Annotated in this window: 21 protein-coding genes; 10 read left to right on the top strand and 11 right to left on the bottom strand. The window is 67.1% G+C overall.

The window, feature by feature from the left end; all coding sequences use genetic code 11:
* Nucleotides 1-24 precede the first annotated feature (24 nt).
* Entirely contained in the window at nt 25-1,002 is a 978-nt protein-coding gene (locus tag J8I34_RS05075) for a Bug family tripartite tricarboxylate transporter substrate binding protein (RefSeq protein ID WP_209805496.1), read from the bottom strand.
* Between the two features lie 171 nt (nt 1,003-1,173).
* On the opposite strand from J8I34_RS05075, the gene J8I34_RS05080 reads away from it, so the two are divergent.
* Together J8I34_RS05080 and katG are read left to right on the top strand one after the other, a co-directional pair.
* Nucleotides 1,174-2,058, top strand: coding sequence for a LysR substrate-binding domain-containing protein (locus tag J8I34_RS05080; RefSeq protein ID WP_029045510.1), 885 nt, complete (start codon nt 1,174-1,176; stop codon nt 2,056-2,058).
* Between the two features lie 374 nt (nt 2,059-2,432).
* The gene (gene katG, locus J8I34_RS05085) at nt 2,433-4,697 is read left to right on the top strand and encodes a catalase/peroxidase HPI (protein ID WP_209774115.1); all 2,265 of its coding nucleotides are present in this window, start codon (nt 2,433-2,435) and stop codon (nt 4,695-4,697) included.
* A 135-nt stretch (nt 4,698-4,832) separates the two neighbouring features.
* Here katG and J8I34_RS05090 read toward each other — a convergent pair whose 3' ends face one another.
* From J8I34_RS05090 to J8I34_RS05100, 3 genes are all read right to left on the bottom strand, one after another.
* Nucleotides 4,833-5,306: an aminoacyl-tRNA deacylase gene (locus J8I34_RS05090; RefSeq protein WP_029045512.1), complete on the bottom strand. Its 474-nt coding sequence runs from the start codon at nt 5,304-5,306 to the stop codon at nt 4,833-4,835.
* 177 nt (nt 5,307-5,483) lie between these two features.
* Nucleotides 5,484-6,986, bottom strand: a complete 1,503-nt coding sequence (locus tag J8I34_RS05095) for a tripartite tricarboxylate transporter permease (RefSeq protein ID WP_029045513.1) — start codon at nt 6,984-6,986, stop codon at nt 5,484-5,486.
* A gap of 13 nt (nt 6,987-6,999) precedes the next feature.
* The gene (locus J8I34_RS05100; protein ID WP_029045514.1) at nt 7,000-7,461 is read right to left on the bottom strand and encodes a tripartite tricarboxylate transporter TctB family protein; all 462 of its coding nucleotides are present in this window, start codon (nt 7,459-7,461) and stop codon (nt 7,000-7,002) included.
* 373 nt (nt 7,462-7,834) lie between these two features.
* On the opposite strand from J8I34_RS05100, the gene J8I34_RS05105 reads away from it, so the two are divergent.
* Entirely contained in the window at nt 7,835-9,616 is a 1,782-nt protein-coding gene (locus J8I34_RS05105; protein WP_209805497.1) for a potassium/proton antiporter, read from the top strand.
* Nucleotides 9,617-9,752: 136 nt separating this feature from the next.
* On the opposite strand, the gene J8I34_RS05110 is transcribed toward J8I34_RS05105, so the two are convergent.
* From J8I34_RS05110 to J8I34_RS05120, 3 genes are all read right to left on the bottom strand, one after another.
* On the bottom strand, nt 9,753-10,748 hold the full coding sequence (locus tag J8I34_RS05110; RefSeq protein WP_029045516.1) for a tripartite tricarboxylate transporter substrate binding protein: 996 nt from the start codon (nt 10,746-10,748) through the stop codon (nt 9,753-9,755).
* Between the two features lie 28 nt (nt 10,749-10,776).
* Nucleotides 10,777-11,232: a DUF2214 family protein gene (locus tag J8I34_RS05115; protein WP_029045517.1), complete on the bottom strand. Its 456-nt coding sequence runs from the start codon at nt 11,230-11,232 to the stop codon at nt 10,777-10,779.
* Nucleotides 11,233-11,358: 126 nt separating this feature from the next.
* Nucleotides 11,359-12,579: a CaiB/BaiF CoA transferase family protein gene (locus tag J8I34_RS05120; RefSeq protein ID WP_209774117.1), complete on the bottom strand. Its 1,221-nt coding sequence runs from the start codon at nt 12,577-12,579 to the stop codon at nt 11,359-11,361.
* Between the two features lie 307 nt (nt 12,580-12,886).
* Between J8I34_RS05120 and alaS the strand changes: the two genes are divergently transcribed.
* Nucleotides 12,887-15,520, top strand: a complete 2,634-nt coding sequence (gene alaS / locus J8I34_RS05125) for an alanine--tRNA ligase (RefSeq protein WP_209805498.1) — start codon at nt 12,887-12,889, stop codon at nt 15,518-15,520.
* 60 nt (nt 15,521-15,580) lie between these two features.
* Here the strand turns inward: alaS and J8I34_RS05130 are convergent, their stop codons facing one another.
* The 3 genes from J8I34_RS05130 to J8I34_RS05140 form a co-directional block, all read right to left on the bottom strand.
* Nucleotides 15,581-16,345 carry a slipin family protein gene (locus J8I34_RS05130; RefSeq protein ID WP_029045520.1) on the bottom strand — a complete coding sequence of 255 codons (765 nt, stop codon included), beginning with the start codon at nt 16,343-16,345 and terminating at the stop codon, nt 15,581-15,583.
* A 2-nt stretch (nt 16,346-16,347) separates the two neighbouring features.
* Nucleotides 16,348-17,817, bottom strand: coding sequence for an NfeD family protein (locus tag J8I34_RS05135; RefSeq protein ID WP_209805499.1), 1,470 nt, complete (start codon nt 17,815-17,817; stop codon nt 16,348-16,350).
* 94 nt (nt 17,818-17,911) lie between these two features.
* Complete coding sequence (locus J8I34_RS05140) at nt 17,912-18,808, bottom strand: LysR family transcriptional regulator (protein WP_209805500.1); 897 nt, start codon at nt 18,806-18,808, stop codon at nt 17,912-17,914.
* 141 nt (nt 18,809-18,949) lie between these two features.
* Between J8I34_RS05140 and J8I34_RS05145 the strand changes: the two genes are divergently transcribed.
* The 6 genes from J8I34_RS05145 (at nt 18,950) to J8I34_RS05170 (ending at nt 23,327) form a co-directional block, all read left to right on the top strand.
* Nucleotides 18,950-20,212, top strand: a complete 1,263-nt coding sequence (locus J8I34_RS05145) for a YbfB/YjiJ family MFS transporter (protein WP_029045523.1) — start codon at nt 18,950-18,952, stop codon at nt 20,210-20,212.
* Nucleotides 20,213-20,351: 139 nt separating this feature from the next.
* Nucleotides 20,352-21,128 (top strand): class II aldolase/adducin family protein, encoded by a 777-nt coding sequence (locus tag J8I34_RS05150; RefSeq protein ID WP_029045524.1) that lies wholly within the window; start codon nt 20,352-20,354, stop codon nt 21,126-21,128.
* Nucleotides 21,129-21,181: 53 nt separating this feature from the next.
* The gene (locus tag J8I34_RS05155) at nt 21,182-21,370 is read left to right on the top strand and encodes a 4-oxalocrotonate tautomerase (protein WP_029045525.1); all 189 of its coding nucleotides are present in this window, start codon (nt 21,182-21,184) and stop codon (nt 21,368-21,370) included.
* Nucleotides 21,371-21,392: 22 nt separating this feature from the next.
* Complete coding sequence (locus J8I34_RS05160) at nt 21,393-22,436, top strand: threonine aldolase family protein (RefSeq protein ID WP_209774127.1); 1,044 nt, start codon at nt 21,393-21,395, stop codon at nt 22,434-22,436.
* A gap of 50 nt (nt 22,437-22,486) precedes the next feature.
* Nucleotides 22,487-23,071, top strand: coding sequence for an NUDIX domain-containing protein (locus J8I34_RS05165; protein ID WP_029045527.1), 585 nt, complete (start codon nt 22,487-22,489; stop codon nt 23,069-23,071).
* Nucleotides 23,072-23,099: 28 nt separating this feature from the next.
* Nucleotides 23,100-23,327, top strand: a complete 228-nt coding sequence (locus tag J8I34_RS05170) for a sulfurtransferase TusA family protein (protein ID WP_029045528.1) — start codon at nt 23,100-23,102, stop codon at nt 23,325-23,327.
* A 63-nt stretch (nt 23,328-23,390) separates the two neighbouring features.
* Here the strand turns inward: J8I34_RS05170 and galU are convergent, their stop codons facing one another.
* Nucleotides 23,391-24,281: a UTP--glucose-1-phosphate uridylyltransferase GalU gene (gene galU, locus J8I34_RS05175; protein WP_029045529.1), complete on the bottom strand. Its 891-nt coding sequence runs from the start codon at nt 24,279-24,281 to the stop codon at nt 23,391-23,393.
* Nucleotides 24,282-24,345: the final 64 nt, after the last annotated feature.

The raw sequence follows: 24,345 nt of genomic DNA on the forward strand, positions 1-24,345 counted from the left end.
GCCGCATGGGCGCACGCGGCGCCGTTATTCTGCCGTGATCTTGCGATCCTTGATCAGCTTGCCCCAGCGGGCGCTGTCCTTCTTTACCATGGCGGCGAACTGTGCCGGCGTGCCGCCGACTGGCTCGGCGCCCAGCTTGCCCAGGCGCTCCCTGACTTCCGGCGACTGGATTGCCTTGTTGAACTCGGCATTGAGCCGGCTGACGATATCCGCCGGCATTCCCTTGGGCCCGTAGATGCCGAACCAAGTATCGGACTCAAAGCCAGGCAGCCCCGACTCGCTGGCCGTCGGGATCTCCGGTGCCAGCGGCGAGCGCTTCGCGCTGGTCACGGCCAGCGCCTTGAGCTTGCCGTCCTTCACGTGCGGCAGGCCCGAGACGATGCTGTCGAACAGCACCTGCACCTTGCCCGAGATCAGGTCGGGCACGGCCAGCGCGGTGCCGCGGTACGGGATATGGGTGATGAACACGCCCGCCTGTGCCTTGAACGCCTCGGCCGTCAGGTGCACCACGGTGCCGTTGCCACTGGAAGCGTAGTTGAGCTCGCCGGGATGCTTCTTGGCGTAGTCCACCAGCTCGCGCACGTTCTTCACCGGCAGGCCGTTCGGCACCACCAGCACGTTGGTGGCGATCGCCACCTGGCTGATCGGGGTGAAGTCGGTCTCGGTGTTGTACGGCAGGCGGGTGTTGATGTACGGGCCGATCGCGTGCGTGCTGGTGGTCGCGATCAGCAGCGTGTAGCCGTCCGGCGCGGCCTTGGCCGCCATGTCGGAGCCGATCGCGCCGCCGGCGCCCGGGCGGTTGTCCACCACGATCTGCTGGCCGATGTCGGTGCCCACCTTCTGGGCAATGGCGCGCGCCAGCAGGTCGGTCGCACCGCTGGCCGGGAACGGCACGATCAGGCGGATCGGCTTGCCGGGATAGTTGTCGGCCAGTGCGGGCGTGGCGGCAAGGCACATGCCGCAGGCGGCGGCGATGCCGGCGAGGCGCAGCCAGGATTTCATGCTTGTCTCCGGAGTCAGGCTTGGGGCGGGCAAGGATAAGCGGGCAGGAATTGATGAGCCGGCTTAATTATTCCGCGCCGTCGGTCACAAAGAAAGCTAATATTTCTTTCCGATGTCACAAGAAAAATTTAAGTATCGGCGCGGCTTCGCCGGCGTTGCGCACGAACACCGATGAGCACTATCCGATTCCTCCGCACCTTCGTCGCCGTAGCCGAGCAGGGCTCCTTCGCCGCGGCCGCCGGGCAGGTGGCCCTGACCCAGGCCGCTGTCAGCCTGCAGATGCGCGCGCTGGAAAGCGAGCTGCGGCGTGAACTGTTCGACCGCAACGGCCGCGTTGCGGTACTCAATGCCGATGGCCGCGCGCTATTGCCGCAAGCGCGGCGCCTGCTCGCGCTGTACGACGAGATGCGGCTGCCGCTGGCATCGGACCAGGCCATGGCCGGTGCCGTGGCCGTGGGCGCGGTGGTTTCGGTGATGGGCGGCCTGTCGCACGCGGTGGCCCGCATGAAGCGCACCTACCCGGCGCTCGACGTGCGCCTGGTCGGCGCCAAGTCGATCGAGCTGGCGGCACAGGTCGAGGCCGGCGAACTCGATGCGGCGATCCTGGTGGAAGGCGCCACGCGGATTCCCGGCACGCTGCGCTGGACGCCGCTGTACCAGGAGCCGCTGGTGGCGATCGCCGCACGCGGCAGTCCCGGCCGGGACGCGCGCGAGGCGCTTGCGCAGAACCCATACCTGCGCTTCGACCGCAGCCAGCGCACCGGCGTGCTGGTCGAGCGCGCGCTGCGCCGCGCGCACGTGAAGGTCAACGAGTTCCTGGAACTGAACGCCATCGAGGCGCTGGTCGAGCTGGTGCGCCAGGAGGTGGGCGTGACGGTGGTGCCGCTGCTGCGGCGCGCGCGCTGGCACGACGACGAGGCGCTGCGCATCCTGCCGCTGCTGGTCAACGGCGAGCCGGTCATGCGCCACATCGGCATGCTGGAGCGGCGCGACCACGCGCGCGGGCAGGTGACGGCTGCGGTGCGGGCGGCGTGCAGCGAACTGTTTGGCGCCTGAATGCACCGGAGTGCCACCTGAGCAGGTCGCCCTGGCGCCATAAGCACGGTCTATCGGCCAGATAGACAGAATCGCATTCTCCTCGGGCCGGGCTGTGCGTATATTTTGGTTGCGGACAGCTGCCGCGGAAGTCAGTCAGACCATTGCGGCTTCGCCCTGCGCGCGCCCGGATCGTCACGCCGGTGCGCGCCCGCGCGCGTCCGCGCACCGGCGGCAACCAGCCGGGCTGCATTGCAGGAAGGTCCGGCAAGAAGCGAAGCGCCGGAGCGGGATCATCGAAGTCAGGCAGCTATCGGGCAACAACAAGCAATCGAGCGACCGCTGACGCCATCGCGGCAGGCGTATGCAGTACGTCCCCACCAAGGAGAGAACGTATGTCTAACGAAGCAAAGTGTCCCTTCACGCATACCGCTGGCGGCGGTACGACCAATCGCGAGTGGTGGCCGAAGCAGTTGCGGCTGGACCTGCTCTCCCAGCACTCCGGCAAGTCCAACCCTCTGGGCGCGGACTTCAACTACCGTAAAGCGTTCAAGGACCTGGACCTCGCCGCGGTGAAGAAGGACCTGGCGGCGCTGATGACCGACTCGCAGGACTGGTGGCCGGCGGACTTCGGCCACTATGGCCCGCTGTTCATCCGCATGGCGTGGCACGCCGCCGGCACCTATCGCATCGGCGATGGCCGCGGCGGCGCCGGGCGCGGCCAGCAGCGTTTCGCGCCGCTCAACAGCTGGCCGGACAACGTCAGCCTGGACAAGGCGCGCCGCCTGCTATGGCCGATCAAGCAGAAATATGGCCAGAACATCTCGTGGGCGGACCTGCTGGTGCTGACCGGCAACGTCGCGCTCGAGACCATGGGCTTCAAGACCTTCGGTTTCGGCGGTGGCCGCGAGGACACCTGGGAGCCTGACGGCGATGTGTACTGGGGCGATGAAAAGACCTGGCTCGGCGGTGACCTGCGCTACGGCAAGGGTGCGGCGGGCAAGTACGATGACGCCGGCGTGCTTGTCGCCGACGAGGATATGCATGGCGCCGAGGCCAGCCGCACCGATCAAGGCCGCAACCTGGAGAACCCGCTGGCCGCGGTGCAGATGGGGCTGATCTACGTGAACCCGGAAGGCCCGGAAGGCAACCCGGACCCGCTTGCCGCGGCGCACGACATCCGCGAGACCTTCGCACGCATGGCCATGAACGACGAGGAAACCGTCGCGCTGATCGCCGGCGGGCATGCCTTCGGCAAGACGCACGGTGCCGGACCGGCGGACAACGTCGGGGCCGAACCGGAAGGCGCGGATCTCGAACTGCAGGGCCTGGGCTGGTCGAGCAGCTTCCAGACCGGCAAGGGCGCCGATACCATCACCAGCGGGCTGGAGGTCACCTGGAGCAAGACGCCGACGCAGTGGGGCAACAGCTACCTGGAAAACCTGTTCGGCCATGACTGGGAGCCGACCAAGAGCCCTGCGGGCGCCAACCAGTGGGTGGCCAAGAATGGCGGCGAAACCATCCCGCATGCGTTCGATCCGTCGAAGAAGCTGCGGCCGACGATGCTGACCACGGACCTGTCGCTGCGCTTCGACCCCGAGTACGAGAAGATTTCGCGGCGCTTCCTGGAACATCCCGAGGAGCTCACCGATGCCTTCGCCCGCGCCTGGTTCAAGCTGACCCACCGCGACATGGGGCCGATCGCGCGCTACCTGGGCCCGGAAGTCCCGCAGGAAGATCTGCTCTGGCAGGATCCGGTGCCGAAGGTCGACCATCCGCTGGTCAACGACCAGGATGTCGCCGCGCTCAAGCAGAAGGTGCTGGCATCAGGCCTGCCGCTCTCGCAACTGGTGCAGACCGCCTGGGCGTCGGCATCGAGCTTCCGCGGTTCGGACAAGCGGGGCGGGGCCAATGGCGCCCGCATCCGGCTGGCGCCGCAGAAGGACTGGGCCGCGAACGAGCCCGAGCAACTGGGCAAGGTGCTCAAGGCGCTTGAAGGCATCCAGGCCGAATTCAACGGCGCGCAGTCGGGCGGCAAGAAGATCTCGCTGGCGGACCTGATCGTGCTGGCCGGCGACGCGGCCATCGAGCAGGCGGCGCAGAAGGCGGGCCACAAGGTCACAGTGCCGTTCTCGCCGGGCCGCACGGATGCCTCGCAGGAACAGACCGATGTGGAGGCGATGGCGTCGCTCGAGCCGAAGGCGGACGGGTTCCGCAACTTCGTCAAGGCGAAGTACAGCATTCCCCCCGAGCACCTGCTGATCGACAAGGCCCAGCTGCTGACGCTGACCGTGCCCGAGATGACGGTGCTGATCGGCGGCCTGCGCGTGCTGAACGTGCATACCGGGCCTGATGCGCATGGCGTCCTCACCGACCGCCCGGAAACGCTGACCAACGACTTCTTCCGCAACCTGCTCGACATGCGACTGGAATGGAAGCCGCTGTCGGACGAGCGCGACCTGTTTGAAGCGCGCGACCGCAAGACCGGCGACAAGAAGTGGACCGGCACGCGTGTCGACCTGGTGTTCGGTTCGAACTCGCAGTTGCGAGCCCTTTGCGAGGTCTATGCCAGCGAGGATGCGCAGGAAAAATTCGTCAGGGATTTCGTCGCGGCCTGGGCCAAGGTGATGAACCTCGACCGCTTCGACCTGCTCGATTGACGCCCGCTGTTTGAGCGCAGCGCGACCCTGTCACGGTGTCATGCCGTGGCGGGGTCGGCGCATGCGCGCCGTCATCAACAGGCGGCGCGAAAAAAAACGGCCGGCATGCGCCGGCCGCGGTGGTGTGGCATTGCCCTACATCATCCTGTGCGCGAAGTGGCCGCGCTTTGCATCGGCCATCAGTTCCATGAACTGGTCGGTGCTCATGTGCACCAGTTCCTGGTGGTCGCCCGCTTCGAAATAGACGTCGGCATGCGTCAGCAGGCTGTCGTCAAGCCAGGTCTGCGTGCCATACGCCATGGCGACCGGCGGGATCGCGCCGTGGTCGCAGTCCCTGAACACTTCGCGCACGCCATCCTCGTGCGCCAGCGAGAGGTTGCGTCCGGTCTGCTCGCGGATCTCCGCCAGTTTCAGGTGGTGCGTGGAAGGAATCACCGCAGCGACATAGCCGCTGTCGTCTTCCAGCAGGACGGTTTTGGCCAGGCGGTCTCCGGGAATGTGTGCAGCGTGTGCAGTGGCCATGCTGCTCAGGCTGTAGGGGTGCCGAACGGTGTCGAACTGGCTGTGCCTGGTGCTCAGGCATTTCGCCAGCGTACTAGCCATGGTCATGATCTCAAACCTCCGACGCGCTCATCGCGACAGTTGTCCGGGTGCTAATACTATAGGTCGCTGCGGGCCCGGTGGAGGCGTGTCGCCGTGTCCATTCCGGGCAACAAAAAAAGGGCACCATGCGGTGCCCTCAGTGTTGCATTGCGAGCCGGCCCACAGGCCGGCGGCAAGTCCTGCTTATTCTTCCTGGAACGCTTCTTCGCGCTTGGCCTTGATCGAAGGCAGCGCCACGATCACCACCAGCACCGCGGCGGCGATCAGCAGGCCCATCGACAGCGGACGCGTCACGAACACGCTGAAGTCACCCCGCGACAGCAGCAGCGAGCGGCGGAAGTTTTCTTCCATCATCGGCCCCAGCACGAAGCCGAGCAGCAGCGGAGCGGGTTCGCAGCGCAGCTTGATGAACAGGTAGCCCACCACGCCGAAGGCGGCGGTCTGGAACACGTCGAAGGTGGTGTTCTGGACCGAGTACACGCCGATGCAGCAGAACGTCAGGATGGCCGGGTACAGGTAGCGGTAAGGCACCTTCAGCAGCTTCACCCAGATGCCGATCAGCGGCAGGTTCAGCACGATCAGCATCAGGTTGCCGATCCACATCGAGGCGATCAGGCCCCAGAATAGCGCCGGATTGCTGGTCATCACCTGCGGGCCGGGCTGGATGTTGTGGATGGTCATCGCACCCACCATCAGCGCCATCACCGCGTTGGGCGGAATGCCCAGCGTCAGCAGCGGGATGAACGAGGTCTGCGAAGCCGCGTTGTTGGCCGATTCCGGACCCGCCACGCCTTCGATCGCGCCCTTGCCGAATTCCTGCGGGAACTTGGAGGTCTTCTTCTCCAGCGAGTACGCCGCGAACGAAGCCAGCGAGGCGCCGCCGCCCGGCAGGATGCCCAGCGCCGAACCCAGCGCGGTGCCACGCAGCACGGCCGGGATCATGCGCTTGAAGTCGTCCTTGGTCGGGAACAGGTTGGTGATGTGGTCGGTAAAGGTTTCGCGCTGCTCCTTCTGCTCCAGGTTGGCGATGATTTCAGCAAAGCCGAAGATACCCATTGCCACCGAGACGAAGTTCAGGCCGTCGGTCAGTTCCGGCACGTCGAACGAGAAGCGCGCTGCGCCCGAGTTCACGTCGGTACCCACCAGGCCCAGCAGCAGGCCCAGCACGATCATGGCGATCGCCTTGACCAGCGAGCCCGAGGCCAGCACCACGGCGCCGATCAGGCCCAGCACCATCAGCGAGAAGTACTCGGCGGGGCCGAACTTGAAGGCCAGTTCCGACAGCGGCGCGGCAAACGCGGCCAGGATCATGGTGGCCACGCAGCCGGCGAAGAACGAGCCCAGGCCGGCGGTGGCAAGCGCCACCCCCGCTCGCCCTCGTCTTGCCATCTGGTAGCCATCGATGGTTGTCACCACCGAGGACGATTCACCCGGAAGGTTCACCAGGATGGCAGTGGTCGAGCCGCCGTACTGGGCACCGTAGTAGATACCGGCCAGCATGATCAGCGCGGCCACCGGCGGCAGCGTGTAGGTCACCGGCAGCAGCATGGCGATGGTCGCCAGCGGCCCCAGGCCCGGCAGCACGCCGATCAGGGTACCCAGCACGCAGCCCAGGAAGGCGTAGGCCAGGTTCTGGAAGGTCAGGGCGGTGGAGAAGCCCAGGCCCAGGTTAGTGAGTAGTTCCATGTTGGCGGCCTCCTTAGCTTGCCAGGAAAGCCGGCCACACCGGCATCTGCAGGTTGATGCCGTACACGAACGCGCCCAGGCTGATCAGCACCAGGATGATGGCGTTCAGGATGGCGCCCTTCCAGCTGAACTCGTGGCTGGCCATCGACGACACCAGCACCAGCACCAGCACCGACAGCACCATGCCCAGCGGCTTGAGCAGCAGGCCGAACAGCACGACCGAGCCGAGAATCCACAACAGCGTCTTGATGTCCCAGCGGGCCAGTTGGTCTTCCTCAGCCTTGGAAGACAGCGAGCCCCACAGCACCAGCACGCCCAGCAGGGCGAGCACGATGCCGAGCCAGAACGGGAAGTATCCGGGTCCCATTTTTGCGGCGGTTCCCATGGAATAGCCGCGTGCGACCCAGGAAAAGCCGAATCCGACCAGGATGAACATCAGGCCGGAGGCGAAGTCCTTTTGGCTACGTATGCGCAAAGTGAATCTCCTCGAAAAGACGCTTGAAATCTGCGGTTGACCCTTTGTTGCGCCGCATCAATGTGGTCTGCAACGAAGGGCCCTCCTGCGGGCAGGGTGGAAGTTAAGGGGGCGACCTTTCAGCGACCTTTCAGATGTCTGCAAACAGGGTCATGGTTCGGGTATCCCCTAGTGAGATGGCGCTTAAAAGGCGCCTCGCCGGTTCGCAAAGCCAGTCTGGAGGCGGGCTGGCGGGTGAGGTGGCGGAAGTGCTGCGCTATCATCCGGAGCAGCCCGCGCCTTCGCATGGCGGTCTCCGCGGGAGCGCCGGCCTGAAAGCCCTGTAAGGTTTGAAAGGTTTCGGCAAGGACACATAGGTGAGGCAAGGAGCAGCTTGGAGAGCATCGACCACGTCATCCTGATCGGCGGCATCGTGATGTCGCTGGGCATCGTGCTGGGGGCGTTTTCGGCACGCTTCGGCGTGCCGTTCCTGCTCGTGTTCCTGGCCGTCGGCATGCTGGCCGGCGTGGACGGCCCGGGTGGCATCCGCTTCAACGACACCTGGCTCAGCTTCCTGGTCGGCAACCTGGCGCTGGCGGTGATCCTGCTGGACGGCGGCCTGCGCACGCGCTTTGCCACCTTCCGGGTTGCGCTCAGGCCGTCACTGTCGCTGGCGACCGTGGGCGTGCTGGTGACGGCGGGGCTGGTGGGCGTGTTCGCGGCGTGGCTGCTCGGTATCGACTGGCGGCTCGGGCTGCTGCTCGGTGCCATCGTCGGCTCGACCGATGCGGCGGCGGTTTTCTCGATGCTGCACAGCAGTGGCATCCGCCTCAAGGACCGGGTCGCGAGCGTGCTGGAGATCGAGTCGGGCATCAATGACCCGATGGCGATTTTCCTGACCCTGACGCTGATCGAATGGGTCACCGCACCTGGCGGGCTGACGCCGCTGGGTCTGGTGATGAGGCTGCTGGTCCAGTTCGGCGTGGGCGGTGCGCTCGGGCTGGCGCTGGGATATTGCCTGGCGCATGTGCTGGAGCGCATCCAGGTGGCCGAAGGCCTGCAGGCGATCCTGCTGTGCGCAGGCGGGGCCATGGTGTTCGCGCTGGTGCAGACCGCCGGCGGCAGCGGCTTTCTGGCGGTGTACCTGACCGGCATGCTGATCGGCAACCGCGAGCGCGCGGTCACCGCCGACGTGATGCGCGCGATGGACGGCATGGCCTGGCTGGCGCAGTCGGCGATGTTCCTGCTGCTGGGCCTGCTGGTGGCGCCGCATCGGATCCTGGAAGTGGCCGGGCCCGCTGTCGCGGTCGCCGCGTTCCTGATGCTGGTGGCGCGCCCGGTGGCGGTGTGGGTGGCGCTGCTGCCGTTCCGCTTCAATGCGCGTGAAAAGGGCTTTATCGCGTGGATGGGCCTGCGCGGCGCGGTGCCGATCGTGCTGGCGCTGTTCCCGCTGCTGCGCCAGGCCCCGGAGGCTGGCCTGCTGTTCCGCATCGCCTTTGCCGTGGTGCTGGCCAGCCTGCTGTTCCAGGGCACCACCGTATCGGTCGCGGCGCGGCTGGCGCGCGTGCGCCGGCCAGGCTATCCGGAGCCGGTGGCGCGTTCGCGGCTGCGCGGCACGCGCGCGCCGATCCTGGAAGTGATGCAGTTCTGCGTGGGCCCGAACGCGCCAGTGGAAAACGTACGCGCCGACCAGCTTGAGCTGCCGCCGCGCAGCCGCCTGCTGACGGTGGCGCGCGACGACACGCTGGCCGAACCGGGCCAGACGGTATTGCGCGCAGGTGACGCGGTCTGCGTGCTGGCGCCGGCCACCTCGTTGCCGACGCTGTCGGCGTTGTTCCAGACCCCGGGCCGGGCGCCCACGTGGGAACAGGTGTCGCACGATTTCCTGCTGTCAGGCGATGCGCCGCTGCGCGACGTGGCTGCGCTCTATGGCACGCGCGAGCTGACGCCGGAGGAAGAGCCGCTGACGCTGGAAAAAGCGATGCAGCGCATGTTCACGTCGCCGCCGGTGGAGGGCGACAGCGTCGTGATCGCGGGGGTGCCGCTGACGGTCACGCGGATGGAAGGCGCGGAGATCGTGCAGGTGGGATTGCTGCTGCCGCGGCTGGAGGGGGATTCCGGCGGGAAACTGTGGGTGCGGCGGCGCAGGGAAGAAGCGGGCCGCGAGCGCACGTAATGCGCCGGTTGTCTCCCCTCTCCCGCCTGCGGGAGAGGGAGAGCGGCTGGGGGAGAGGGAGAACACCTTACCTTACTTAGGCAAGCTCGCGCGGCCTGGGAGCACCCCAAACCGTTGGTGCCGCGAGTGCTTGTCCTCAGTCGACCTTCGCCCCCGACACCTTCACGATCTGCGCATACTTCTTCAGTTCCTTCTGCACCAACGCGCCAAACTGCTCCGGCGTAGTTGGGGCCGGCTGTGCCCCGATGCGGGCCAGGCGCGCCTTCATGTCGTCCGTCTTCAGGATCGCCACGATCTCGTGGTTCAGCTTCTCCACGATTTCGCGCGGCGTATTGGCCGGCGCGAACACGCCGAACCAGGTCGAGATATCGAAGCCTTCGAGCCCCAGCCCCTTGCCGGCCTCGGCAATGGTCGGCAAGTCCGGGAACGCCGCCGCCCGGCCGGCGGTGGTCACGGCGAAGGCCTTTAGCTTGCCCGCCTTGATATTGGCCGATGCCGAAGCGAGGTTGTCGAAGATCAGGTCGGTCTGGCCCGACAGCACCGACAGCTGCGCGGGCGACGCGCCGTTGTAGGGAATATGGACCATGCTGATCTTCGCCATGCTCTTGAACAGCTCGCCCGAAAGGTGCCCGGCGCTGCCGTTGCCGCCCGAGGCATAGTCAAGCTTGCCCGGATTCTTGCGCGCGTAGGCAACCAGGTCGCGCACATTGTTGATATGCAGCTCGGCGGCCTTGCCGGGGTGCATTACCAGCACGTTGGGCACGTCGGCGACCAGCGTGATCGGCGCGAAGTCCTTCACGGGGTCATACGGCATCTTGCTGAACAGCGTCGGGTTGATGGCATGCGTGGCCACCGCGCCCATGACGATGGTGTAGCCGTCGGCCGGCTGCTTGGCGACGTAGTCCGCGCCCAGGTTGCCGCCGGCGCCCGGCTTGTTTTCCACCACCACCGGCTGGCCGAGGCTGTCGCGCAGCTTGTCGCCGATGGCGCGCGCCACGGTGTCGAGCGGGCCGCCGGCGGGATAGGGCACCACGAAGCGCACGGGCTTGGTGGGATAGGCGTTGGTGGCCGCCACGGCGGCGGCGGGCATCAGCGCCGCGGTCAGCGCGGCGGCAAGCAGTTTTTTCAGCATGTTATGGATGACAGAAGAATAGGGATTCCTAGCGGGCCCCGATGCCGCGCGCCATCATCACGGCGCACAGCGGCAGCAGGATCACCAGATGCGATTCGATCATGACCCAGCGCCGCGCCGCCTTGATCTCGGACGGCGGCGGCACGTAATCGGGCAGCCTGCGCGCCTGCTTGCGCCAGCGCGCGATGGCAAAGGTCGGCGGCAGCGAGCACAGCGCGATCAGCACGAACACGCCCATCTTGGCGTGGAACCACGGGTTGTGCAGGTAGAAGTCGACGCCCTTGGCGCCGTAGAACAGGCGCAGCAGGCCGGTCGCCAGTGCCAGCATCGCCGACAGGAAATAGAAGAGGTCGTACAGCGACAGGCGCCGCACGGTGGCCGGGTTGAGGTCCGGGCGCAGCGCCACGGCCTCGGCGGCCATCAGCGTGATCAGCACGAAGATCGCAAGGAAATGCAGGAAGGCCAGGATGGCGTCGGTCAGCATGGGTTCTCCTTTGCTTTGCGCAGGCCAGCGCGGGCGGCGCGGGCCCGGGGAAAGTACTTCAGTGGGAACTGAACTTCCGGAAAGCACTTGCGGCAGGGCTGGCCCGCCGCAGGCAGGAGGAGAATCTTACAGCACACCTTTTGCGCGAAGTGCGGCGATCTGCCCGGCGCTGTAGCCCAGGGTCCCGGCCAGCACCGCGTCGGTGTGCTCGCCCAGCAGCGGCGGGTGGCGCAGCGCCTGCGGTGGCGTCGCGCTCATCTTGATCGGGCTGCCGACCAGCTTGACCTCGCCGGCGCTCGGGTGGGGCAGGTCCACGCGCAGGCCGCGCGCCTTGACCTGGTCGTCCTCGAACACGTCGTCGAGCGTGTTGATCGGGCCGCACGGCACGCCCGCGGCTTCCAGGTCGCGGATCCATTGCGCGCGGGTGCGCGGGCGCACCATCTCGGCCAGGATCGGCACCAGGATGTCGCGGTTGGCCACGCGCTGCGGGTTCGTGGCAAAGCGCGGGTCGTCGGCCAGTTCGGGCTGGCCGCCGTCGGCGACGAACTTGCGGAACTGCCCGTCGTTGCCCACCGCGACGATGATCCAGCCGTCGGCGGCCTGGAAGGTCTGGTAGGGCACGATGTTGGGGTGCGCATTGCCCCAGCGGCGCGGCGCCTCGCCGCTGGCGAGGTAGTTGGTGTTCATGTTGGCGAGCATGGCCACCTGCACGTCGAGCAGCGCCATGTCGATGTACTGGCCCTCGCCGGTGCGGTCGCGGTGCGCCAGCGCCGCCAGCACGGCGATGGTGGCGTACTGGCCGGTCATCAGGTCGGAAATCGCCACGCCGGCCTTCTGCGGGCCGCCGCCGGGCAGGTCGTCGCGCTCGCCGGTCAGGCTCATGAAACCGCCCATGCCCTGGATGATGAAGTCATAGCCGGGGCGCGCGGCGTACGGGCCGGTCTGGCCGAAGCCGGTGACCGAGCAGTAGATCAGGTCGGGCTTGACCTGCTTCAGGGAGTCGTAGTCCAGGCCATATTTCTTCAACTGGCCGACCTTGTAGTTCTCCAGCACCACGTCGCTCTGCGCGGCCAGGTCGCGCACGATCTGCTGGCCCTCGGGCGTGCTGATGTCGCAGGTGACAGAGCGCTTGTTGCGGTTGGCGGCCAGGTAGTAGGCGGCCTCGGCGGTGTCGCGGCCGTCTTCGTCCTTGAGCCAGGGCGGGCCCCAGGTGCGGGTGTCGTCGCCGGCGCCGGGGCGCTCGATCTTGATCACATCGGCGCCGAAGTCGGCAAGGTTCTGGGCGCACCAGGGACCGGCGAGGACGCGGGTCAGGTCGAGCACGCGGAGATGGCTTAAAGCTCCCATGGCGGTAGAAGAAATTCTGAGGTGGTGCGGGGAAGAATCGGAAAACCGGCTGCCGGCGCCGCGGCGCGCAACGGGCCGGCGCGGGGTGCCTGCACTGTATCACCCGGGCCCGGCGAGGCAAGCCATGAGGTGATGCAAAAGCCTCTCCTCAGTATTTGATTTGGGCGATAGCCGGCCGGTGCCGGGGTATGGCGCCGGGCCTGCCCGGCATGCCCTGCTGGCGCTGCCTTGCCCGTATAATCAACGGTTTGCAAATCCAAAACTGACTCGTCGCGCCCGGCCCAGCCGCAGCAGCGTCCGCCATCCCATGAAAGTCTCAGACATTCGCAGCAAGTTCCTGCAGTTCTTCGAATCGAAGGGCCATACCGTGGTCCGCTCGTCCAGCCTGGTGCCGGCGAACGACCCGACGCTGCTGTTCACCAATTCCGGCATGGTGCAGTTCAAGGACGTGTTCCTGGGCACCGACAAGCGCCCGTACACCCGCGCGACCTCGTCGCAGCGTTCGGTGCGCGCCGGCGGCAAGCACAACGACCTGGAGAACGTGGGCTACACCGCGCGCCACCACACGTTCTTCGAGATGCTGGGCAACTTCTCGTTCGGCGACTACTTCAAGCGCGACGCCATCCTGTACGCGTGGGAACTGCTGACCAAGACCTACCAGCTGCCGGCGGAGAAGCTGTGGGTGACGGTCTACGCGGAAGACGACGAGGCCTACGACATCTGGGCCAAGGAAGTGGGCGTGCCGACCGAGCGCATCGTGCGCATCGGCGACAACAAGGGCGCGCGCTACGCCTCGGACAACTTCTGGCAGATGGCCGACACCGGCCCCTGCGGCCCGTGCTCGGAAATCTTCTACGACCACGGCCCGGACGTGTGGGGCGGCCCGCCGGGATCGCCGGAGGAAGACGGCGACCGCTACATCGAGATCTGGAACCTGGTGTTCATGCAGTTCAACCGCGACGAGCAGGGCAACATGACGCCGCTGCCCAAGCCGTGCGTGGACACCGGCATGGGCCTGGAGCGCATCGCCGCGGTGCTGCAGCACGTGCACAGCAACTATGAGATCGACCTGTTCCAGGCACTGATCAAGGCGGCCGCGCGCGAGACGCATATCGACAACCTGAACCAGAACTCGCTGAAGGTCATCGCCGACCATATCCGCGCGTGCTCGTTCCTGATCGTCGACGGCGTGATCCCCGGCAACGAAGGCCGCGGCTACGTGCTGCGCCGCATCGTGCGCCGCGCCATCCGCCACGGCTACAAGCTGGGCCAGAAGACCCCGTTCTTCCACGAGCTGGTGCCGGACCTGGTCGCGCAGATGGGCGAAGCCTATCCGGAACTGGCCGAAGCCCAGTCGCGCGTGACCGAAGTGCTGAAGGCCGAGGAAGAGCGCTTCTTCGAGACCATCGAGAACGGCATGTCGATCCTGGATGCCGCGCTGGCCGAGCTGAAGCTCAAGGGCGGCAAGACGCTGGACGGCGAACTGGCCTTCAAGCTGCACGACACCTTCGGCTTCCCGCTGGACCTGACGCAGGACGTGTGCCGCGAGCAGGAAATCGGCGTGGATGAAGCCGCTTTCGACGCCGCCATGAGCCGCCAGCGCGAGCAGGCACGTGCCGCCGGCAAGTTCAAGATGGCCGCCGGCCTGGAGTACACGGGCGACAAGACCGTGTTCCATGGCTACGAAAAGCTGGAACTGCCGCAGGCAACGGTTACCGCGCTGTATGTGGATGGCGCCGCAGTCGACGCCATGCAGCCGGGCCAGACCGGCGTGGTGGTGCTCGACAACACCCCGTTCTATGCCGAGTCCGGCGGCCAGGCCGGCGACCAGGGCGTACTGAAGGCCGCGAATGGCAATGGTGCTGTTTTCGCCGTGGCCGATACCACCAAGGTCCAGGCTGACGTGTTCGGCCACCAGGGCACGCTGGCGGGCGGCGCGCTGAAGGTGGGCGACGCCGTGTCGGCCCAGGTCGACGCGCTGCGCCGCGCGCGCACCGTGCGCAACCACTCGGCCACCCACCTGATGCACAAAGCCCTGCGCGAAGTGCTGGGCACGCACGTGCAGCAGAAGGGCTCGCTGGTGGATGCGGACAAGACCCGCTTCGACTTCTCGCACAACGCGGCGCTGACCGAAGACCAGATCCGCCGGGTGGAAGAGATCGTCAACGCCGAGATCCTGCGCAACGAAGATACGCACGCCGAGATCATGCCGTTCGATGACGCCGTCAAGAGCGGCGCGATGGCGCTGTTCGGCGAGAAGTACGCCGACGACGTGCGCGTGCTGTCGATCGGCACCTCGAAGGAACTGTGTGGTGGCACGCACGTTCACCGCACCGGCGACATCGGCCTGTTCAAGATCGTGGTGGAAGGCGGCGTGGCTGCCGGCATCCGCCGCGTGGAAGCGATCACCGGCGACAACGCGCTGCACTACCTGCAGAACCTGGATGCGAAGCTGAATGAAGCCGCCGCCGTGCTGAAGGCGCAGCCGTCCGAGCTGGTGCCGCGCATCGGCCAGGTGCAGGACCAGGTGCGCGCGCTGGAGAAGGAGCTGGAGCGCCTGAAGAGCAAGCTGGCGGCTTCGCAGGGCGATGAGCTGGCGGCACAGGCCGTCGACATCAAGGGCCTGAAAGTGCTGGCTGCCCAGCTCGACGGCGCCGACGTGAAGACGCTGCGCGAGACCATGGACAAGCTCAAGGACAAGCTGCAGAGCGCGGCGATCGTGCTGGCGGCCGTGGCCGACGGCAAGGTCAGCCTGATCGCCGGCGTCACCGCCGATGCGACCGGCAAGGTCAAGGCCGGCGAGCTGGTCAACTTTGTCGCCCAGCAGGTGGGCGGCAAGGGCGGCGGCCGTCCGGACATGGCGCAGGCCGGCGGCACCGAGCCGGCCAAGCTGCCGCAGGCGCTGGCGGGTGTCAGCGAGTGGGTGGCGGCGAAGGTCTGATGGCCTGAGCGTACCGCAAGCCGATGAGGAAGGGGCGCCAGTGGCGCCCCTTCTGCTTTTCTACTTCTTGGTGTTCTCCGTAATACTTCGCAACACCGTCAACAAATCGATCGGCATCGGAAAAACGATCGTCGAGCTCTTGTCCCCGGCGATCTGTGTCAGCGTCTGCATATAGCGCAGCTGCATCGCCTGCGGCTGCCGCGCGAGCATCTGCGCCGCTTCCAGCAGCTTCTCGGATGCCTGCAGCTCGCCCTCGGCGTGGATCACCTTGGCGCGCCGCTCGCGCTCGGCTTCGGCCTGCCGCGCGATCGCGCGCACCATCGACTCGTTCAGGTCGACGTGCTTGATCTCGACGTTCGAGACCTTGATCCCCCACGCATCGGTCTGCGCATCCAGCACCTTCTGGATATCGAGGTTGAGCTTTTCCCGTTCGGCCAGCATCTCGTCCAGTTCGTGCTTGCCGAGCACCGCACGCAGTGTGGTCTGTGCAAGCTGGCTGGTGGCCTCGAGGAAGTTCGCCACCTGGATGATCGCCAGCTCCGGATCGACCACGCGGAAATACACCACCGCGTTCACCTTGACCGAAACGTTGTCGTGCGAGATCACGTCCTGCGGCGGCACGTCCATCACCACCGTGCGCAGGTCCACCCGGACCATCTGCTGCACGGCGGGAATGATCAGCACCAGGCCCGGGCCCTTCACCTTCCAGAAGCGGCCAAGCATGAAGACCACGCCGCGTTCGTATTCGCGCAGCACGCGGAACGACGTGATGATGAGCAATGCCAGCAGGAAGATCAAACCGCCGAAGCTGAATCCGAATGCCATGTTCAAGCTCCCTTGTCTGGAGTCGATTGAGCAGAAGAGGGCGCGGCGACCACTTCGAGCACCAGCCCATGCCGCGCGGTCACCACCACCGGCGTGCCGCGCGCCAGCGGACTCGCGCTGCGCACGCGCCAGCGTTCGCCGCGCACCGAGGCCCAGCCTTCCTGGCCGGGTGCCCCAGGCATGTCGTCGAGCAGTTCGCCGCGGCTGCCGACCAGCGTGTCGGCGCCGCTGACCACCGGCCGCCTGCGCGAGCGCAGCAGCAGCGCCGACATGCCGAACACGAACACCGCTGACATCGCCGACAGCGCCGCCACCATCGACAGCGGCACGCCGAAGCCCGGCATGTCGGTGTCGATCAGCATCACCGCGCCGAAGGCAAAGGCGATGATGCCGCCGACGCCCAGCGCGCCGAAGGTCGGCAGGAACAGCTCGGCCACCATGCAGCCGATGCCGAGCACCACCAGCGCCAGCCCCGCATAGTTGACCGGCAGCATGTGCAGCGCGAACAGCGCCAGCAGCAGGCAGATCGCGCCGACGATGCCGGGCACCACCATGCCGGGAGTGGAGAACTCGAAGATCAGCGCGTAGATGCCGATCATCATCAGCATCAGCGCCACGCTGGGCTCGGTGATGACGGCCAGGAAGCGGTTGCGCCAGTCAGGTTCCAGCGTTACCACCGGCGCATCACGCGTGCGTAGTTCGCTGGCCTTGCCGCCAGCGGTGGCCAGCTTGCGGCCTTCGACCTGGCGCAGCAGCGCCGGCAGGTCTGGCGCGACCACGTCGATCACCTTCTGCGCCAGTGCTTCGTCGGCCGACAGGCTGACGGCTTCGCGCACGGCGCGCTCGGCCCATTCGACATTGCGCCCGCGCAACTGGGCCAGGCCGCGGATATAGGCCGAGGCATCGTGCATCTGCTTGCGGGCCATGGTGTCGGCCGCGGCGGGTTCGCTGGAGGGCGCCGAGGCGGGCGTCGCGCCCGGCAGGGCGTCCGGCTTCTGCGGCCCGCCGATGCCGATCTGCACCGGGCTGGCCGCGCCCAGGTTGGTGCCCGGCGCCATGGCCGCGATGTGGCTGGCGTAGAGGATGTAGGTGCCCGCGCTGGCTGCGCGTGCCCCGCCCGGATAGACGTAGCTGGCCACCGGCACCGGTGACGCCAGGACCGCCTGGATGATTTCGCGCATCGAGGCATCGAGCCCGCCCGGGGTGTCCATCTCCAGTACCACCAGCTGCGCGCCAGCCTCGCGGGCACGCGCCATGCCGCGCACGATAAAGCTCGCGCTGGCCGGGCTGACCGCGCCTTTGAGCGGGATCACGTAGACCGGCGCGGTGGCCGTGGCGGCGGGCGCAGGAGCGGAAGCGGGTGCGGCCCGCGCATGCAGGGCGGCGAAGCCGACGGCCAATGCAGCGCTGCACGCCAATACAAGGCCGGCCAGCAGCCGAATCGCCCGCATGGGCGCGGTGACAGGTTTCATCGCAAGGGCGGGGCACGCAGGGTGCCGGGGTGGCGCCACTTTCAGTGTAGGCCACCGGGCACATCTTGTATGGCGGCGATGCGTGACGGCCGATTCAGGCGGCGGCGAGTCCGGCCTCGCCCCGCGGCCCCGGCGCGGGAGCGGGCAGCATGTCGGCCAGCGCATGCAATGCGGCGCCGGCCATGGCCGGATGCCAGGCCAGCATGGTGCGCACACGGCCCGCGCGGCCCAGGCTGTGCTGGCTGATGGCGGGCAGGTCCCGGTAAAGGCTCAGCACCGAACGTGGCACGATCGCGGCGCCGATGCCGGCCGCCGCGCACGCGACGATGGCATGGTAGGAGCCCAGCTCCAGCACGCGGGGCGGCGGCGCGCTTCCGCCGCCGGCATACCAGGCCTCGACCCGCGCGCGGTAGTTGCAGCCTGGTTCGAACGCCAGCAGCGTCGGCACTTCCAGGTCGGCGGAGGCGTGGATCGGGCGATGGCCCGCACGCGCGATCACCACCAGCTCTTCCTCGAAGGCCGGAATGGCCTCCAGTCCGGCTTCGGATATCGGCTCGGCGACAAAGGCGCAATCGACCTCGAAGCGCGCCAGTGCATCGAGCGCCTGCCGTGTCGCCAGCGTCACCAGCTCGAGCTGCACCTCGGGCCACGCCTGGTGATACGCCGCCAGCACATTGGGCAGCCGGCTGGCGGCGGTGCTTTCCATCGAGGCGATGCGCAGGCGGCCGCTCGGCCGTGCCGGCAGCACCGCCTGGCGCGCCTCCTCGGTCAGCTGCAGGATGCGGCAGGCGTAGTCGAACAGGGTCTGTCCCGCCGGCGTCAGCACCATGCGCCGGCCGTCGCGCACGAACAGCTCGACCCCTAGCGACTGCTCCAGCTGACGGATGCGCGTGGTGACATTGGATTGCACCCGGTGCAGCCGCTCGGCAGCGCGGGTGATGCCGCCGGCTTCGACGACGGCTCGGAAGATTTCAAGTGCGGCAAGGTCCATGGCCACTGGCTCCGGAGCGTGAATCCGATATCCATCTCGACTCAGAATGCATTGCATCTACATAATTCATTTTTCGGGATGGTTTGCACAGCGTAGCATACAGGGACCGCAATGCAACCGCTGCCCCAACAGCCAGAGCCAATGTCCAAGCTCAACAGCCTCGACCCCGACCAGGCCGCCGGCGCGGCCAGCCCGATACCGGCCGCGCAGATGCGTCACGCTGGTCCGGTGGCGGTAGCGATGGCCGGCCTGGTGTCGCTGGCGGTGGTGATGGGAATCGGCCGCTTCGCCTTTACACCTCTGCTGCCGATGATGCTGCACGACGGTATCGTCAACCTCCATCAGGGCGGCTGGCTGGCGACGGTCAACTACATCGGCTACTTCCTTGGCGCCGCGCTGTGCCTGTTTATCCGCCCCGACGCCGTGCGCATGGTGCGCTGGGGCCTGGTGGCGACGGTGCTGCTGACGCTGGGGATGGCGCTGCCGGGCGGCATGCCGGTGTGGTCGCTGTGGCGCTTCGCCGCTGGCGTGGTCAGCGCGGTGGTGATGGTCTATACCGCCGGCTGGTGCCTGCAGCGGCTGGCCGAACTGGGCACGCCGGAACTGGGCGGGCTGATCTTCTGCGGCCCGGGGCTGGGCATCGTCGCCACGGGCCTGGGCGCCTCCGGCATGGTTGGCGTGGGCTGGCATGCCGACCATGGCTGGCTGGCCTTCACCGTGCTGGCCGCGGTGCTGGTGGCGCCGGTGTGGCGCATCCTCGTGTCCACCCCGATGGCCACGGACGCCAGCCAGGCACCTGGCGCAGCGCCGCCAGCCACTGCCGCCGCGCGCCTCGACGCCCAGACCTGGGCCCTGACGCTGGCCTACGGCCTGGCCGGCTTCGGCTACATCATCACCGCCACCTTCCTGCCGGTGATCGCGCGCGAAGCGCTGCCGGGCACGGTCTGGGCCGACCTGTTCTGGCCGATCTTCGGCGCCGGCGTGGCGCTCGGCGCCTTGCTGGCGACGCGGGTGAGCATGGCCCACGACAGCCGCAAGCTGCTGACGCTCTCCTACGGCATGCAGGCGCTGGGGGTGGCGATCGCGGTGCTGTGGCCGACGGTGGCCGGGTTCGCGCTGAGCAGCCTGCTGGCCGGCCTGCCGTTCACCGCGCTGGTGGCCTTCGCCATGCGCGAGGCCCGGCGGCTGTGGGGCCCGCACGCGCCGCGGCTGATGGGGCTGATGACCGCGTCGTACGGCCTTGGCCAGATCGCCGGACCGCCGCTGGCGACCGCGCTGGTGGCGCGCACGGGCGGCTTCGCCAGCTCGCTGGCATGCGCGGCGGCGTCGCTGCTGGCGGGTGCGCTGGTGTTTGCCTGGATGCGCCGCGCCTGGCCGCTGGCGCCCGCACGGAGCGGATCGTGAAGGTGCGCTACAGTATCGCTTTTGCCGCCTGACGCGCCACGCATCGCGGCTGCCGCGCGTGCGCCGCAGCCCGTGGCGCAGCACGGAAGGCCGGGGCCGATCCCGGCACGCGAGACCGGGCGGCGCAGGAGCGAGCCCCATGTCTTTTGCCTTGCAGCCCGCGCGTGCCGCGGGCGCCTCCCCGCAGCCTGTCTCCGCCGACGAGCAGCGCGTGCGCGTCGACCTTGCCGCAGCCTACCGGCTGGCTGCGCGCGAGGGCTGGGATGACCTGATCTACACCCATATCTCCGCCACCGTGCCCGGTGAGCCCGACCACTTCCTGATCAACCCGTTCGGCTTTGCCTTCGACGAGATCCGCGCCGGCGACCTGGTCAAGATCAACGGCCGCGGCGAGGTCGTCGGCGAGACGGTGCACCCGGTCAACGTCACCGGCTTCGCGCTGCATGCCGCCGTGCACGCGGCCCGGCCCGACGCGATGTGCGTGATGCACCTGCATAACACCGCCGGCATCGCGGTGTCGGCGCAGGCCGCCGGCCTGCTGCCGCTGTCGCAGCACGCGATGCGCTTTTACGGCCGCATCGCCTATCACGACTACGAGGGTCTGGCTTTCAGCCCGGCCGAAGGCGGGCGGCTGACCGCGTCGTTGGGCGAGCACCCCGCCATGCTGTTGCGCAACCATGGCACGCTGACCGTCGGCCGCACCGTGGCCGAGGCCTACGTGCTGATGGCGACGCTGGTCAAGGCCTGCGAAATCCAGATCGCCGCGCAGGCGGGCGGCGCGCTGGTGCAGCCGGATGACGCGGTCGCGCACAAGACATCCGAGCAACTGTTCGACAACGGCGCGGTCGAGGGCGTGATGGAGTGGCCCGCGTTGCTGCGCAAACTCGATAGAATCGATCCTTCCTACCGGGACTGATTTCCGCGTCCCCGGCGAATTTCCAGAACACCAATCATCACAAGGAGCATTGCATGCCGACTTTCCACGTTGAAATGTTTGAGGGCCGTACCATCGATCAGAAGCGCAAGTTCGTCGAGGAAGTGACGCGCGTCACCTGCGAGACGCTGGGCTGTTCGGCCTCGGCCGTCGACATCATCATCACGGATGTCAAGCGCGAGAACTGGGCTACCGGCGGCGAGCTGTGGGCCGACAAGAAGTAAGGCACTGAACGGCCTGAACACCATGCAGCACTTCGCCTCCGACAACTACGCCGGCTTCTGCCCGGAATCGCTCAAATACTTCCTGGAAGCCAATGCCAGCGGCCATGAGCAGGCCTATGGCGACGACAGCTGGACACAGAAGGTCTGCGACCGCATCCGTGACCTGTTCCAGACCGATTGCGAAGTGTTCTTCGTGTTCAACGGCACGGCGGCCAACTCGCTGGCGCTGTCGGCGCTGTGCCAGTCGTACCACTCGGTGATCTGCCACGAGCTGGCGCATATCGAGACCGACGAGTGCGGCGGCCCGGAGTTCTTCTCCAACGGCTCCAAGCTGCTGACCGCGCCGGGCGAGGACGGCAAGCTCACGCCCGATGCGATCGAGGCGCTGGTGACGCGCCGCTCGGATATCCATTACCCCAAGCCCAAGGTGGTGTCGCTGACGCAGTCGACCGAGGTCGGCACGGTGTACAGCGTGGAGGAAGTGCGCGCGATCGCCGCGATCGCCAAGCGCCGGCAGCTGCGCGTGCATATGGACGGCGCGCGCTTTGCCAATGCGGTGGCGTCGCTGGGCGTGCATCCGTCCGAGATCACCTGGCGCGCGGGGGTCGACGTGCTGTGCTTCGGCGGCACCAAGAACGGCCTGCCGGTGGGCGAGGCGGTGGTGTTCTTCGACCGCCGCCTGGCCGAGGACTTTGCCTACCGCGTCAAGCAGGCCGGGCAGCTGGCGTCGAAGATGCGGTTTATCTCGGCGCCATGGCTGGGCCTGCTCGAGAACGATGTGTGGCTGGCCAACGCGCGCCATGCCAACGCGATGGCGCAACTGCTGCAGCAGCGCATTGCCGATATCCCCGGCGTGCGCATCATGTTCCCGACGCAGTCCAATGCCGTCTTTGCCGAGCTGCCGCTGCCGGCGATCGAGGCGCTGCGCGCCAGGGGCTGGCGCTTCTATACCTTCATCGGCGCCGGCGGCTGCCGCTTCATGTGTTCGTGGGACCTGCAGCCGCAGACCGTAGAGGCGCTGGCCGCCGACATGCGCGCCGCATGTGGTGCCTCAATGGGTGCCTGAACACGGCAGCGCGATCATACTGATAACGAGACCCCTACAGGAGCCACCAAATGCAATACCGATTCTGCCCGCAATGCGGCGCGCCGCTCGAGGTGCTGCCGCTGTCCGGGCGCGAACGCCACGCCTGCGTGCAGCATGAATGCGGCTTCGTGCACTGGAACAATCCGCTGCCGGTGCTGGCCGCGGTGGTGGAGTACCAGGACAAGCTGCTGCTGGCGCGCAACGCCGCCTGGCCGCAGCAGATGTTTGCGCTGGTGACGGGGTTCCTGGAGCGCGACGAGCCGCCCGAGCTGGGCGTGGCGCGTGAACTGAAGGAAGAGACCAACCTCGATACTGAGTCGGTGTCGCTGATCGGCGTCTACGAGTTCATGCGCAAGAACGAGCTGATCATCGCCTACCACGTCAAGGCGACCGGCACAGTCGAGCTGTCCGAGGAACTGGCCGAATACAAGCTGGTGGCGCCCGAGGACGTGCGCGTGTGGTCGGCAGGCACCGGCTTCGCCGTGGCCGACTGGCTGGCCGCGCGCGGCTACCCGGTGCGCTTCTTCGACCGGCAGACCGGCGAGGATATTCCGGATCCGCGCCGCCCGCATGACTTCAGCCAGGTCGGGGCTTCGCTACAATACCGCTGGTAACAGCCTCAGAAACCGAAGGAAGAGACGAATGGAGTTCCAGAAAGAAGTGGATGCGCGCGGCCTGAACTGCCCGCTGCCGATCCTGCGCACCAAGAAGGCGCTGGCCGACATGGCCAGCGGCGAAGTGCTGAAAGTGCTGGCGACCGATCCCGGCGCGACGCGCGATTTCCAGGCCTTTGCCAAGCAGACCGGCAACGAGCTGCTGTCGCATTCCGAAGTCGACAAGGTGTTCGTGTTCTACATGCGCCGTCGTTGATCGAAGGAAGACAAAGAAAAAGCCGCTTTCGAGCGGCTTTTTCTTTTGGGGCGAGGCGAACGCTCAGCTGTTCGGTCGCGTCAGGTGCTCGCGCGACTCCAGGTAGGCGCTGAATTCGGCGCCCACTTCCGGGTGCTTCAGCGCAAACTCGACCGTCGCCTTCAGGTAGCCCAGCTTGCTGCCGCAGTCATAGCGGCGCCCCTGGTAGCGGTAGGCCAGCACCTGCTCCTGGCCCAGCAGCGACTGGATCGCGTCGGTCAGCTGGAACTCGCCGCCGGCGCCGGGCTTCAGCTCGCGCAGGTGGTCGAAGATGCGCGGCGTCAGGATGTAGCGGCCAACCACGCCCAGGTTGGACGGGGCGTCTTCCGGAGCGGGTTTTTCCACGATGCCCGATACCTTGATCACGCCTTCGTCCCATTCGCGGCCATCGATCACGCCGTAGGAACGGCTTTGCTCCGGCGTGATTTCCTCGACGCCCAGCACCGAGCAGTTGTAGTGGTTGTAGGCGTCCACCATCTGCTTCATCACCGGCGGGTTGCCGTCGATCAGGTCATCGGCCAGCATGATCGCGAACGGCGTGTTGCCGACCAGCTTGGCCGCGCACAGCACCGCGTGGCCCAGGCCCAGTGCCTCGGGCTGGCGCACGTAGTAGCACTCCACGTTGGCGGGCTTGATCGAGCGCACCACGTCCAGCAGCGCCTGCTTGTTCTTGGCTTCCAGCTCGACTTCCAGCTCGAAGGCCTTGTCGAAATGATCCTCGATGGCGCGCTTGGAGCGGCCGGTGACGAAAATCATCTCGGTAATGCCGGCGGCCATGGCTTCTTCCACGGCGTACTGGATCAGCGGCTTGTCCACCACCGGCAGCATTTCCTTCGGGCTGGCCTTGGTGGCTGGCAGGAAGCGGGTGCCCAGGCCCGCGACCGGGAAGACGGCCTTGGTGACGCGATTTTCCATATCAGGTGTACCTCTCAGATGCTGGTTCATAACCCTGCCAGCCATTACCGGCGCCGTCTGTCCG

It is taken from the genome of Cupriavidus phytohabitans (assembly GCF_017815025.1).
Lineage (GTDB): Bacteria > Pseudomonadota > Gammaproteobacteria > Burkholderiales > Burkholderiaceae > Cupriavidus.